The sequence below is a fragment of the Thermosipho japonicus genome, from assembly GCF_014201655.1.
Taxonomy (GTDB): Bacteria; Thermotogota; Thermotogae; order Thermotogales; family Fervidobacteriaceae; genus Thermosipho; species Thermosipho japonicus.
Map to the genome: position 1 here is coordinate 182,998 of NZ_JACHEX010000004.1, position 13,551 is coordinate 196,548.

Sequence of the window (13,551 nt, forward strand, 5' to 3'; positions counted from 1 at the left end):
GGTGAATAATTTGAGATTTTTCATCTTATTAATTTCTCTTCTTATAATAACTTGTATATTCTATTTATACGAGTTATACCCTTTAAAGTATATTGAACTAATACCAAATAGTAGTTTCGATAAATTATTAATTTTGAGTATTATTAAAGTAGAAAGTAGTTTTAAAACTAATGCTATTTCAAATGTCGGTGCCTACGGATTAATGCAAGTTCTACCTTCGACCGCTGAATGGATCAACAATAAATTTAATACAAATTACAATTTAAAAGTTCCAAAAGATAATATCTTATTAGGGATAACATATTTGGAATATCTTTATAATATTACTAAAGATTTACAAAAAACAATTAGTTATTATAATACCGGACCTAATGCTTCAAATGAAATTGTAAAAACAGCTGGTTCAAATTATTACAACAAAGTAATGAAAGCTTATTTTTTATACAAATTCCTATATAGGAGTGATATTTATGAGACTAGTAACAAGTAATGAAATTAAAATGTTAGACGAGAGAGCAATAAAAGACTTCGGAATAAATAGTTTAATTTTAATGGAACGAGCGGGTATTTCAACAATTGAAGTAATGTGGAATGAATTTAAAAACCTCGAAAAATATAGTTATGCTGTATTTTGTGGCCCCGGAAATAATGGTGGAGATGGTCTAGTTATAGCAAGAGAATTATTAAACTATACAGAAGCAGTTAAAGTAATATTAATTTCTGAAAAACTTACTTCAGAGGCTACAACAAATTTAAATATATTTAAAAGCCTTGGTGGAGAAGTAACTAAATTAAAGAATGATAACATACTAGAAGTTGTTGATATAATAAAAAGTTCTGACATTATTATAGACGCCATTTTTGGTGTAGGACTTTCGAAAAATGTAGAAGGAATATATGCGGAAATTATTAATTTTATAAACCTATACTCAAACTATACCGTCTCTGTCGACATTCCTTCAGGAATTTCAGCTGATACAGGTAAAATTTTAGGTACAGCAATTAGGAGTGATCTAACGGTAACTTTTGAATTTCCAAAAATTGGCCATATTTTATTTCCAGGAAGGGAATTTTCCGGAAAACTTAAAGTTGCTAAAATAGGCATACCAAAAGTACTTCAAGATTTGAACCCATGCGATAAAATTTTACTAACTAAAGAACATTTCAACATCCCAAAAAGATTAAAAGAAAGTAATAAAGGAACATATGGCAAAATTGTTATTATCGGAGGTTCAAAAGATTATATTGGCGCACCTGTTCTTAGCTCAATAGCAGCTATTAGATCAGGTGCTGGAAAAATCATGCTTTTCTCTACAGAAAAATCAGCTGCTGTTGCTTTAAATCACGAACTTGGAATTATACCTATAACAATTAGTAAAGATTATTTTGATAAATCTCATATTAACTTAATTCTTCCATATATTGATGAAAAAACTTCGGTTGTAATAGGTCCTGGTATAGGTAGAAATCCTTCTACGGAAGAATTTATTGTAAAATTATTAAAAAATATAAATTCTCCTGTTGTTATTGATGCAGATGCAATATATTTATTAAGAAAGCATAAGAATATACTTTCTGAAAAAAAGAATATAGTTATTACTCCACACCCTGGTGAATTATCAAAATTTTTAGAACTTGATTTAGATTCTGTAAAATACAATTATAAGCTTGTCAAAGAAACTGCTGAAAAATATAATCTTTTGCTAGTTTTAAAAGATGTTACTACAATTATTTCTGATGGAGAAAAAATATTTTTCAATGTAACGGGAAACACATCACTTTCAAAAGGCGGAAGTGGCGATATACTTAGTGGGCTAATTGGAGGTTTTTTGGCGCAAAGCGGTAATGTTTTGGAAAGTAGTTTAGCAGCAGTTTATATTCTTGGAATTGCTTCTGAGATTTATGAATACGAAGGTTACAACCTAATAAGCGAAATTTTAAATAATATCCCAAAGGCCATATCGGAGGTGAAAGAATGAATTATAACTTAATAAAATTTGTAAGAAAACTACTTAAAGATAGGCAATTTGAACTTGCTAAAAATATCATTGATATAATTGAAGCTGAATACCCTTTCTTAAAATTCGAATACAATCTATTTATTAAAAATTTTGAAGAAGCACTCGAAATTTTTAAAAATCTTTCTCATTCAGATCTAAAATCACTTTATAATATTGAAAATCTTGAAAATCTAAATTTAGAAGAATTGTTAAACAAAATTTACTCATCAATCGATGATAATATTAACTATGATGAAATAAAAAGTGAAATCCCAGAAATATCTCAACTCATAATTTTTGAACTTGAAAAAGCCACTAAAGAAAAAAATAAATCAAATGAGCAATATTTAAAAGATTTGCTTTCAAAATTTGAAAAAAACAATTATTTTCTTAAAGAAGAAAAATCTAATTCTTCCAATTTTAGTATTATTTTTATGAGCCTTTTGGTAGTAACATTAATTTTTACAATTATTTCATTATTTAATCCTGTATTTTTTTCTATCAAAAATTCAATAAATAATATAGAATCAAACATTACATCAAACTATTACAATATTAAAAGTGAACTCTCAAAACTAAATAATATAGCAAATGAGATTTTCAAGAACACTTCTTCTTTAGTTGAAAGTAACCAAAAAATGCTAGAAAAAGACAATAGTTCAATCATTAACAATTACTTTGAAGAACTAAAAAACGAAATTGAAAAACTAAAAGCACAACTAAATTATATGTCCACTAAAATATCGACTAGTTCTCCATTAAAAAATGAAAATAACCAGATCACCTTATTTGAAAAATTTGATCCTAATTCAAATGAAACTTTAAGATTTATGTGGTTAATAGCATATCAATACTATAAACAAAAGAACTACCTTATGGCTAAAAATATCCTAGAAACTATCATTGATAAAGCGTTATCAAATAATCTTAATTATTTATATTTTATTGATGATGCTTATTATTATAGAGCTTTAATTTACTATGAAATGGGAGATTTTGAAAATTCCTATCTTTTATTTAATGATTTTATTGAAAGATTCCCAAATAGTACTTACAAAAAACATGCAGAATATTTTATAAAGATCTTAGGAGGGTTGAAATGATTTATCCTGAGTACGAGTTAAAACCTCAATTTTATGAAGAATTTCCATTACAATGGAAAAAAATATTTGGTAATAATAACCCACTTCATGTTGAACTTGGATTTGGCAATGGAGAATTTGCAGCATATTATACTCAAAAACATAAAAATATAAATTATATTGGATTTGAACTTTCAATTACTTCTATAGTAAAGGCTCAAAGAAAATTAAAAAGAAACAATGCAACAAATGCAAAATTAATATTATGTGATGCAAGATTTGGATTAAGAGAATTCTTTGATACCAATTCAATAGAAAAGGTTATTATGAACTTTCCAGTTCCATGGTATAAAAACTCACAGGCACATAGACGAATTATAATTCAAGATTTTTTTGAAACTTTAGCAGATGTTCTGATTGAAAATGGAGAATTTGAACTTTTAACCGACCAAGAATGGTATGCAAAAGAAGCTTTTGAAAATGCAAAAAATTCAGGATGCTTTGAAGTATTTGACATTGAAAAAAATCCTAAACGTGAATTTTTAACTCGTTATGAAAAAAAATGGATAAAATTCAATAGAGATATATTCAAACTTGTAGTTAAAAAAATAAAAGACGTAAAGGTTAATAGATTAATCGGAGGTGTTAACGAAATGCCACATGCATCTGGAAAAATAAACGAAGAAAAAATAAAACTACTTAAAGGTAGAGTATTCAAAGAAAATAATAAAGTTTTTGTGATAAAAAATATATATAAAGAATTAGATTCTAACTCTCATATATTTAAAGTTATTTCTTCTGACGGTGATTTTTCACAACACTATTTCTTAGTGCTCTATCAAAAAGATAATGAAAATTGGGTAATAAAACTAGATAGTGAATCAAATCCATATAGAACTCCTGCAGTTAAATGGTCTGTAAAAAAAATTATGGGGGTGCTTCAGTGAAATTCGGAATACTTGGTGCTGGAAGTTGGGGTTGTGCATTTGCAAATTTATTAGTTGAAAATGGCCATGATGTGCTTGTTTGGGCTAGAAGAAAAGAAGTTGTAGATGAAATAAATAATTACTCTAAGAATTCTTATTTACCCAATGTCAAACTAAATTTTAAAGCAACAAATGATTTAAATGAAATCATCGAGTTTTCAGAGTTTCTAGTTATAGCTATTCCTGTTCAATTTATTAGAGACGTGATTAAAAACATTAAAGTATGGAATATTAAAGGGATTTTAAATCTTTCAAAAGGGATTGAAAATAAAACTTTGAAAAGAGTTTCAGAAATTATTGAAGAGTTCACGAATACCCCATATTCAATACTTTCGGGGCCATCTCATGCTGAAGAAGTAGCAAATAAAATACCAACGGCAGTTACAGTTTCAGGAAGTAATGCAAAACTCTTTCAATCTCTAATTAGTAATGATTATTTTAGAGTTTATACGTCAGAAGATATAACTGGAGTTGAAATAGCAGGTGCACTTAAAAATGTAATGGCTATTGCTGCAGGAATATTAGACGGGCTAGGTGGATGGGATAATTCCAAAGCTGCTTTAATGACAAGAGCGCTTCATGAAATGATTAAATTTGGAAAAATATTTGGAGCAGATGAAAAAACGTTTTTTGGGCTCCCAGGCGTTGGTGACTTAATGGTAACATGTAATAGTAGCCACAGTAGAAATAGAATGTTTGGAGAACTAATAGCAAAAGGAACTACTTTAAACGAACTAATAAAAAATAACAAAATGATTGCCGAAGGAATTTACACAGTAAAAGCCGTTGTTGAAATTGCAAAGAAAAAAAACATTGAAATGCCAATTGCAAATGAAGTTTACGAAATATTATATAATAACAAAAATCCTAAATATTCTATGGTTGAACTCATGAGGAGGCCTTTAAAAAAAGAATGGCTCATATAATAAATATATTAATTGGTTTTTTATTTTTATCAACTTTCTTTGGTCTAGAAAACTATCATATTTCAATTATTATAAGCATTCTTATTTATATCATTATTAACCCTGGAAAATTTAATTTTCTAAAAGTTTTTTATAAACTAGGCATTAACATTCCAAAAGCTTTATATGAAACAATGATGCTTCCTATCTTAAAAAAGGAATTAATTGAGTCGGAAAAGTACACTGATGATTTTCAAATGTTAATTAAAATTTTAACAATTACACTTACACCTAAAACAATTGTTTTTGATCATGATAATAACTTCTTATATATTCATAAACTAGATAGGTGAGAATGTGATATATATAATATTTGTTTCTATTATTTTTTCAATTATTTCTGTTTTAAAAGAAAAAGATATTTATTATAAATTAGTACCTTTACTTACAATACAAACCAAAGTATCAATTCTTATTATATTATACTCTTACATTAAAGAACAGCCAATGTTAATAGATATTGGTATTTTTTATCTTTTGCTCTCCATCGGTGGAACCTTTGTTATATCATCTTTCATTTCCAGGAGTGATTTATGATAATTATATACCTTGGTACTTTAATAATGCTTATTGGAAATTTTTTGGCTTTTTTTCAAAAAAACATTCTTAAAAAAATCCACTATATTGGTGCCGGCGATACTTCTGGAGCTATTTTAATATTGATTGGGTTATTAACAAAAAATTATGAAATACCAAAAATAATATCTACAATTTTAATTTTAATAGTAGGTCTCCCTGCTTCAAGTTATTTTATTTCCATTTCCATTATAAGAAAGGAAAAAAAGCTATGATAAGGTATATTTTTGGAATGACTGCAATTTTTGTAACAATCTCTATATTTTTCTCAAATAAAACTTTTAACTCTTTTTTATATAGAACAATTCTTAGTGTTTTAATGGTTGCAATTTATACATTATATCTTGCACCAGATGTAGCACTAGCCGAAGCAATGTTAGGTGCTCTTTTATCAACTTTTGTATACCTTTTAACATTCAAAATCCATTCAAAAATAAAAGTTGTAATCGTCGAAATACCAATACTCTGTGAAAATCATCAAAATATACCTGTTGGTTTGATCCCAGAAATACTTAAAGATTTTGCTAAAAAATATAACCATAAAATTGAATTCATTTGTGAAGAATCTATTTCTAAAGTCGACAAATTACTCTTTTCTGGAGAAGTTGACATTGCAATTTCTTATGAAGGTGATTTTAAAATTCTAGAAATACCTATTTATAAATACAAAGATAGAGAATTTACATATTTTGAAATAACAAAATCTTCAAACATAGATTATTCAAAAGTAAAAAAAATAAAAAACGCTTCTTTATATTTTAAATTCTCTGACAAAGATACAACACTCTTTGAAGAATTTTCTTCATTTTATAATTCTCAATATATAAATGAAAAACTTAAAAAATACAAATTAGGAGGGATTTGAATGACATACGTTCAAGAAACTGTTAACAAGATTGTAGAACTTTGCAATATACCAAGTCCTACTGGTTACACCTATAAAGCTATAAAATACTTAATTGAGGAATTTAAAAATCTTGGTTTTAAATACTACCTAACTAACAAAAACAACTTGTTAGTTGACCTTGGACATGGTGATAGTAATGCAATCATGTTTACTGCTCATGTAGATACTTTAGGTGCAATGGTAAGATCCATAACAAATAAAGGGACACTTAAAATTACAAGAATTGGTGGTTATCCTTTCAGTCATATTGAAAATGAAAATTGTACTATTTTCACAAGAGATGGTAAAGAATTTACCGGTACAATTTATAATATTCATCCATCAGTTCATGTGTATGAGGATAGTGGAACAATAAAAAGAAATGAAGAAAATATGGAAATTGTTTTAGATCAGAAAGTTTATACAAAAGAAGATGTTATCGAACTTGGAATTATGCCAGGAGACTTTGTAGCCTTTGATCCCAGAACTGTGGTAACAAAAACAGGCTTTATTAAGAGTAGGCATCTTGATGATAAAGCAAGCGCAGGTATATTAATAGCACTTGCAAAGTCAATACGCGATTTTGTAATTGAACCAAAGAGAAGAGTTTACATGCTTTTCACAAGTTATGAAGAAGTTGGCCATGGTGGAGCAGCAAATATTCCCGAAGATGTTACTGAGGTTATAGCTGTAGACATGGGAGCAGTTGGCAGTGATCTTGAATCAAATGTTTACTCTGCATCAATTTGTGCCAAAGATTCCAGTGGCCCATATGATTATGAAATTGTTGGAAAATTAATAAAAGCTGCAAAGTTTGCTGAAGTAAATTATACAGTTGATATTTATCCTTATTATAGTTCTGATGTTAGTGCTGCTTTAAGGGCTGGACACGATATAAAACATGGACTTGTTGGTCCCGGAATTTATGCTTCACATGGTTATGAGAGAACTCATATTGAGGCTATTGAAGCTACACTAAAGCTTTTACAAAAGTATCTTGAAATTGACTAATTTAGTATATGGTATAATTGAATAGTAGAAAGTTAACTTATGGAGGTAGATAATTTGTCAGTAGAATATAATTTAACAAAAGCAGAAAGAAAATACCTTCTTATGGTTTTTTTGACTCTAAATTCAATGGGATGGACAAGATTAAAAAAAATTGCTGACTTTGCTGGTGTAAAAATGCCCTCAGCAAAGCAGGCACTAGATTCCCTAGCTGAAAAAGGGCTGATTTATTATGAAAAAAGAGGAGCAATTACTTTAACTGATGAAGGGAAAAAAATTGCAATTATGGAAAATAAAAACATTAGAGCTGTTCAAAAATTCTTAGTTGAAATTTTAGGAATAGCTCCAGAAAAAGCATGGAATTCATGCTTGAAAATTTATTTTGATATGGATGAAGAAGCTGCTTCAAAATTTTTACTATTTGCAAAATTTATAAATGAATGTCCACAAGAAAAACCACTTTTTATTAAACACTTTAAAGAATATCTAAGCAAAGGAAAAATAACCGATAATTGTCCATTCCTTAATAAGGAAGGTGAATAAATTGGAAAAAGAATTAGATGTTTTATTAAAAATTGATAAGGAAGATGTTCATCTTTTAAGCTATATTTTAGAATCAGAAGACAATTTAGCAAATATTAGAAAATATGAAAATCAAATATTACGTATAATAACCACCTCTTCACTATTAGATGAAGTTATGAAAATTCTAAATAGTTTAAAAGAAAAGATCAAGTTTGAAATTATTGAAATAAAAGAAAATTCTGGAAGTGCAGGATAAATGACTTTTAAAAAATATGTCATTCTTCTCCTAATTACTTTTTCTATATTAATTTTTCCAGAAACTAATAAAATTTTATATTTCAATTTTAATAATAAAATAATCGTTAAAAACTATGATGAAAATTTCAACTTTTCGTTGAATGATTCATCCGTTGTAGCAATATATGGAGATTCAAGATGGGGAGATAAGATTCACTCCGAAATTGTATCTCAAATTTTAAAATTTAATCCACACGTTGTTATCCATTTAGGCGATATGGTAAACAAAGGTGATAATATAAATGACTGGGAAAAATTTTTTGAAATAACTTATGATTTAAGAAAATGTTCATACTTTCAAGTAGTAAAAGGCAATCACGAAAATCCAAGTGATTATTTTGATAAAATTTTTGGAGTTAAAAACTATTATTCAGATTTTTTTGGTTATAGGTTTATATTTTTAGATGCTGAATCTGGAATAAATGAATGTTTAGAATTTATTAAAAATTATGCTAACGAAAAATCTATAGTATTCCTTCATTATCCCATCTTTACGGTTGGCCCACATTATAAAGACTCCATTGTAAAAAAATTAAAAATTCTACACGAAATATTTTTAAACAAAAATGTTAAACTGGTAATTTCTGCTCATGAACATAATTATCAGCACTTTGTTGTTAATAATTTTCATTATATAATTACTGGTGGGGGTGGAGCTGCCACCTATAATAAAGTACTTAACAATGAAAATTTAACCTTTTTTTCAAAAGTTCACAATTTTATTATTCTTGAATTTAATAACAAATTTATTACTGTAAAATCATATAAGTACAATGGTGAACTATTGGAGGAATTCAATGTCCAATACTGAATTATTAATTGAAGAAATTTCTAAAAGTGATATTTTTAACCTATATGAATACAGGAAAAACATATTGTCTGAAACACCATTTTTAGTAACTACCTTAGATGATTTAATGGATTTTAATTCTTTTAAAAATTATATTCATTTTTACATTGAAAACGATCTACGAAATATATTTGTAGCAAAAAAAGATAATACTATAGTTGGTGAAATTACAATTTTAATTCACGATAAAAAAAGAATGAGACATGTTGCAGAATTTGGTATTTCAGTTTTGAAAGAATATCGCGGTAATGGTATTGGAAGAAAATTAATACAAACAGCTGAAAAATGGGCTTTTGATAAAAATGTGAAAAGAATTCAAATAGAAGTTATGGAAAATAATAGAGCTGCTTTAAATCTTTATATTTCACTAGGATATAAAATAGAAGGTAGAAAGAAAATGGCTGTTCGTTTTGATGATTCATTTGTTGATCTTATTATAATGGCAAAGTTGAGGGATTTTAAATGAAAAAACTCGTAGCAATACTCCTTACAACATTTTTTTTATTGTTTCCATATTTTTTATTTAAAATTGACTATTTCAACTCTCTTAAAGAACTCAATTTTTCAAAGAAAATTGCTGAAAATGAATTTAAAAGCTATAATCAGCTGGTTAAAGAATATATTTCCGTTAAGAAACCAGATGGATATGTTGTTGATAATAAAATTTATTTTGGAGGTTCTTTGTATGAATACAAAAATCTTAATGAAGGATTTAACATCCTTACTTTAAATAATAAAGATGAGCTTTTTTATATAACTAAAAATAATTTATATAAAGTTCCTGGAATAAATTCAACTTTTCTATTCTATATTTCTACAAATGAAAAAATTATAAATGAAGGATATGAATTTAAAAATTTGCATGAAGTATTCCCAGAAGTTGTAAAAAATGTAACTTACTTTAATGGAAAAAAAGTGTTATTCAAAAAAATTAAATTATCAAATGGCTGTTATTCAATTGTTTACGTTTTATATCCAAAAAAATATTTAACATTGTACTTTGTATTCATACCAATTTCAATACTTATATTTTACTTTTTCTTTTTTCACAACAGAGAAATGGAAAAAAGCTTGAACAAAAATATCAAAAAATTCTCAAGATCTATAAAAATTCTCAAAAATATAATTAAAAATTGTGAACATAATGAAACCTTAAAAGAAGAGATAAAAGAATTAAAGAAAATACTTAAGGAGGATTAAAATTGGAAATATTTATTGATTCAACGTTTTCCAAAAACGAATTAATTGAGTTTGTTGTGCCAATCATAATAAGATCAAACAACAATTTTTTTGTAGATTTTTATAACTATATATCCCTATATAACCCTAATTTTAATCTTGTTAAAAATGAAAAATTATTAAATATACATATGAACGTGTATGAAATAGACACTGAGGTTGATTTTGATAATTTTCAAAAATTAACTAAAGAAAATTCTGAAATATTTTTTATACGGAACTTTATCGCAAAAAAAGCATTAGAACTAAAAATTAACGAAAATAATAATTTTTTAAGATATGAAAATTCAATTTCTTCAATTGAATTAATAATTTCTCTAAACACAAATTTTCTAATAGATAATCCTGAAATTTTTTCCTATAAAAACTCTGAAAAAATACTTGACTTATTTATCTTTATTAAATTGCTTGATTTATCAAAAAAATACAATTATCTCTTAGAATCAAAAGGTTCAACAATGATATATAAAATAACCTATCAACCTGATTTCAATCTTTTCTTGGATTTTTGGAATAATTTTGTAAAAATGAATTCAAAACTAACTCCTACTTTTTTAAACAGGATTTCAAAGAAAACTTGTGAAAACGTTAAAAATATTTTCACGTTCTTGCCACAAGACACTTTAAAAGAACTAGTATTAAAAGATGAACTATTTATAAACAAATTATTTAATGAAATAACTACATTAAAAAGCATTATATCAGAGGAGGTGCAACAATGATTTCTACAAAGCAAGGTGATAATGGAAAAACAAAACTCGCAAATAACGAAACAGTATATAAAGATGATTTACATGTTGAGGCATATGGAACAGTTGATGAACTTAATTCATATTTAGGTTATGCAAAACATTTTCTAAACAAAAAAGAAAAAGAAATAATTGAAAATATTCAAAAAGATCTTTTTAGAGTTGCAACCGAACTTGCCAAAGGTGAAAAATTTATAAACCTAATTTCGAAAGAAGATGAAGAAAAAATAACAAAGCTAGTTGAAGAATATGAAAAAAAGGTAAACCTAAATTCTTTTGTATTGCCTGGTACAACTAAAGAAAGTAGTATTCTAGACATATGTAGAACCATTGCAAGACGTGCTGAAAGAAGAATCGTTTCACTTTCAAAAAGGGAAAATGTAAGGAAAGAATTGATAGCTTACATTAACAGAATTTCTGATTTACTCTACATAATGGCAAGATACATTGAAAAAGATAATATAACCCCCTATTCTGCCCATAAATGAAAAAGGAGGAAGCAAAAAATGATTAAAATAGACGGTAATAATCTAAGATTAGATGATGTCCATAATGTTGCTCGCAATTTTGAAAAAGTAGATTTAGATATATCTGCTAAAAATAAAATAACTGAATCAAGAAATACAATTGAAAAAATTTTATCGAGTGGAAAAACTGTTTACGGTATTAACACAGGTTTCGGTGCACTTGTAAATGTTAAAATCTCGGAAAAAGAATTAGATGAACTACAAAAAAATATAGTATTATCGCATTCAGCTGGAATTGGTGATCCTTTAGATGAAGATATTGTTAGAGCTATGATGCTTCTAAGAGCTAACTCTCTTGCCAAAGGTTTTTCTGGAGTAAGAGTTGAAGTAATAGAAAAACTAATTGAATTTTTAAATAAAAAAGTTTATCCATATGTTCCTGACAAAGGTAGTGTCGGTGCTAGTGGCGATCTTGCACCTTTATCTCATATTGCTATGGCACTTATTGGAGAAGGATATGTTATTTATAACGGAAAGAAAGAACCAACGAAAAAGGTGCTTAGTGAATTAAATATTAACCCAATAAAGTTAAAAGAAAAGGAAGGATTAAGTCTTTTAAACGGAACTCAATACATTACTTCGATTCTTGCCTTAACAATCAGAGATGCACTAAAACTTCTAGATATAGCCACATTAATAGCTGCAGCATGCGTAGACGTTCTACTTGGCACTCCAGTGGCTTATGATGAAAGATTACAAAAAGCAAGAAATCATGATGGACAAATATACATTGCAAGTTTACTAAGAAATTACTTAAACGGCAGTCAAATAAGAGAATCTCACAAAAATTGTAACAAAGTTCAAGATGCCTATACATTAAGAGCAATTCCACAAGTATATGGAGCAGTATATGATACGTTAATATACGCAAAAAAAGTTGCAGAAAACGAAATAAATGCTGCAACTGATAATCCTTTGGTGTTTGACAATGATGTTATTAGTGGTGGAAATTTCCATGGAGAGCCAGTTGCATTAGTATCAGATTTTCTTTCAATTGCCTTAACCGATCTTGGAAACATGATTGAACGAAGAATTGATAGATTAGTAAATCCATTAATAAACCAAAACCTACCACCATTTTTAGCTTCTGGGAAAGAAGGGTTAAATTCTGGATACATGATTTGGCAATATACTGCAGCAGCAATATGCAATGAAAACAAAGTCTTATCGCACCCAGCTTCTGCTGATACTATACCAACATCTGCTTATCAAGAAGATCATGTAAGTATGGGGGCAACTGCAGCAAGAAAACTTAGAAAAATATTCTTCAATATAATTGACTTAGTTACAATTGAAGCAATGCTTGTAAAAGTTGCACTTGAATTTAGAAAACCATTAAAATCTTCTAAAAGTATTGAAGAATTTTTTCAAAAATTTGACTTTATCAAAATAAACGGAGACAGGTATTTTGGTGATGATTTTGTAAATGTAAAAAATATTATTATTAAGGAGGTGCTGCAATGAAATTACAGGCAAAATTAATTCTAGCGCTTGTTCTTGTTTCAATTCTTGCAACTGTTACTAGCGTAACAATATCTTCTTACCTTTCTTTTAAAAATGTCTCACAAGGTGCACAAAAAATTAATCACCTTGTTTTAACTTCTATCTCAAAAGACATCCAAGCTGGCCTTAAAACTATCATTGATCCCCTATATAAATACGCTACTGGGGGGTCACTTTCACCATACCTTATGGATACAAAATCTGAATTAGGAAAAAAACAAATTGAATGGGGACTTATGAACACTAATGCTACACTTAAATCTGAAGGCTATCTAGGGACATACCTAATATTAAGCGATGGCACAACCTTTGATGACACAGGAGAAATTACACCTGATATTAGTGATAAATTTAGCAA

Annotated in this window: 18 protein-coding genes and 1 pseudogene; all 19 read left to right on the forward strand. The window is 27.5% G+C overall.

Annotated features, from left to right (window positions below; all coding sequences use genetic code 11):
- Nucleotide 1 precedes the first annotated feature (1 nt).
- Complete coding sequence (locus HNP65_RS07910; RefSeq protein WP_343043474.1) at nt 2-490, forward strand: lytic transglycosylase domain-containing protein; 489 nt, start codon at nt 2-4, stop codon at nt 488-490.
- The gene (locus tag HNP65_RS07915) at nt 471-1,979 is read left to right on the forward strand and encodes an NAD(P)H-hydrate dehydratase (protein ID WP_184619721.1); all 1,509 of its coding nucleotides are present in this window, start codon (nt 471-473) and stop codon (nt 1,977-1,979) included. The genes HNP65_RS07910 and HNP65_RS07915 overlap by 20 nt, the downstream gene beginning before the upstream one ends.
- On the forward strand, nt 1,976-3,103 hold the full coding sequence (locus tag HNP65_RS07920) for a tetratricopeptide repeat protein (RefSeq protein WP_184619722.1): 1,128 nt from the start codon (nt 1,976-1,978) through the stop codon (nt 3,101-3,103). Before HNP65_RS07915 ends, HNP65_RS07920 begins: the two co-directional genes overlap by 4 nt.
- On the forward strand, nt 3,100-4,029 hold the full coding sequence (trmB, locus tag HNP65_RS07925; RefSeq protein WP_184619723.1) for a tRNA (guanosine(46)-N7)-methyltransferase TrmB: 930 nt from the start codon (nt 3,100-3,102) through the stop codon (nt 4,027-4,029). Before HNP65_RS07920 ends, trmB begins: the two co-directional genes overlap by 4 nt.
- Entirely contained in the window at nt 4,026-4,994 is a 969-nt protein-coding gene (locus HNP65_RS07930) for an NAD(P)H-dependent glycerol-3-phosphate dehydrogenase (protein WP_184619724.1), read from the forward strand. The genes trmB and HNP65_RS07930 overlap by 4 nt, the downstream gene beginning before the upstream one ends.
- Nucleotides 4,982-5,326, forward strand: a complete 345-nt coding sequence (locus tag HNP65_RS07935; RefSeq protein WP_184619725.1) for a hypothetical protein — start codon at nt 4,982-4,984, stop codon at nt 5,324-5,326. The genes HNP65_RS07930 and HNP65_RS07935 overlap by 13 nt, the downstream gene beginning before the upstream one ends.
- A 4-nt stretch (nt 5,327-5,330) precedes the next feature.
- Nucleotides 5,331-5,570 carry a monovalent cation/H+ antiporter complex subunit F gene (locus HNP65_RS09970; RefSeq protein WP_184619726.1) on the forward strand — a complete coding sequence of 80 codons (240 nt, stop codon included), beginning with the start codon at nt 5,331-5,333 and terminating at the stop codon, nt 5,568-5,570.
- Nucleotides 5,567-5,824: a monovalent cation/H(+) antiporter subunit G gene (locus HNP65_RS07945; protein ID WP_126993501.1), complete on the forward strand. Its 258-nt coding sequence runs from the start codon at nt 5,567-5,569 to the stop codon at nt 5,822-5,824. The genes HNP65_RS09970 and HNP65_RS07945 overlap by 4 nt, the downstream gene beginning before the upstream one ends.
- A complete protein-coding gene (locus tag HNP65_RS07950) occupies nt 5,821-6,474 on the forward strand; it encodes a Na(+)/H(+) antiporter subunit B (protein WP_184619727.1) in 654 nt (217 codons plus the stop codon). The genes HNP65_RS07945 and HNP65_RS07950 overlap by 4 nt, the downstream gene beginning before the upstream one ends.
- The gene (locus HNP65_RS07955; RefSeq protein WP_184619728.1) at nt 6,475-7,506 is read left to right on the forward strand and encodes a M42 family metallopeptidase; all 1,032 of its coding nucleotides are present in this window, start codon (nt 6,475-6,477) and stop codon (nt 7,504-7,506) included. It abuts the gene before it with no gap.
- A 54-nt stretch (nt 7,507-7,560) separates the two neighbouring features.
- Nucleotides 7,561-8,046 (forward strand): metal-dependent transcriptional regulator, encoded by a 486-nt coding sequence (locus tag HNP65_RS07960; protein ID WP_184619729.1) that lies wholly within the window; start codon nt 7,561-7,563, stop codon nt 8,044-8,046.
- Nucleotides 8,039-8,284, forward strand: a complete 246-nt coding sequence (locus HNP65_RS07965; protein ID WP_232617999.1) for a DUF4911 domain-containing protein — start codon at nt 8,039-8,041, stop codon at nt 8,282-8,284. Before HNP65_RS07960 ends, HNP65_RS07965 begins: the two co-directional genes overlap by 8 nt.
- Nucleotides 8,285-9,136: a metallophosphoesterase family protein gene (locus HNP65_RS07970; protein ID WP_184619730.1), complete on the forward strand. Its 852-nt coding sequence runs from the start codon at nt 8,285-8,287 to the stop codon at nt 9,134-9,136.
- Complete coding sequence (locus HNP65_RS07975) at nt 9,123-9,641, forward strand: GNAT family N-acetyltransferase (RefSeq protein ID WP_184619731.1); 519 nt, start codon at nt 9,123-9,125, stop codon at nt 9,639-9,641. The genes HNP65_RS07970 and HNP65_RS07975 overlap by 14 nt, the downstream gene beginning before the upstream one ends.
- On the forward strand, nt 9,638-10,375 hold the full coding sequence (locus HNP65_RS07980) for a hypothetical protein (RefSeq protein ID WP_184619732.1): 738 nt from the start codon (nt 9,638-9,640) through the stop codon (nt 10,373-10,375). Before HNP65_RS07975 ends, HNP65_RS07980 begins: the two co-directional genes overlap by 4 nt.
- Before the next feature lie 2 nt (nt 10,376-10,377).
- Nucleotides 10,378-11,136 (forward strand): hypothetical protein, encoded by a 759-nt coding sequence (locus HNP65_RS07985; protein WP_184619733.1) that lies wholly within the window; start codon nt 10,378-10,380, stop codon nt 11,134-11,136.
- On the forward strand, nt 11,133-11,651 hold the full coding sequence (locus tag HNP65_RS07990) for a cob(I)yrinic acid a,c-diamide adenosyltransferase (protein ID WP_184619734.1): 519 nt from the start codon (nt 11,133-11,135) through the stop codon (nt 11,649-11,651). The genes HNP65_RS07985 and HNP65_RS07990 overlap by 4 nt, the downstream gene beginning before the upstream one ends.
- Nucleotides 11,652-11,669: 18 nt before the next feature.
- On the forward strand, nt 11,670-13,154 hold the full coding sequence (gene hutH / locus HNP65_RS07995; protein WP_184619735.1) for a histidine ammonia-lyase: 1,485 nt from the start codon (nt 11,670-11,672) through the stop codon (nt 13,152-13,154).
- A pseudogene (locus tag HNP65_RS08000) lies at nt 13,151-13,551 on the forward strand (methyl-accepting chemotaxis protein); the annotation flags it as partial. The gene hutH and the pseudogene HNP65_RS08000, both read left to right, overlap by 4 nt.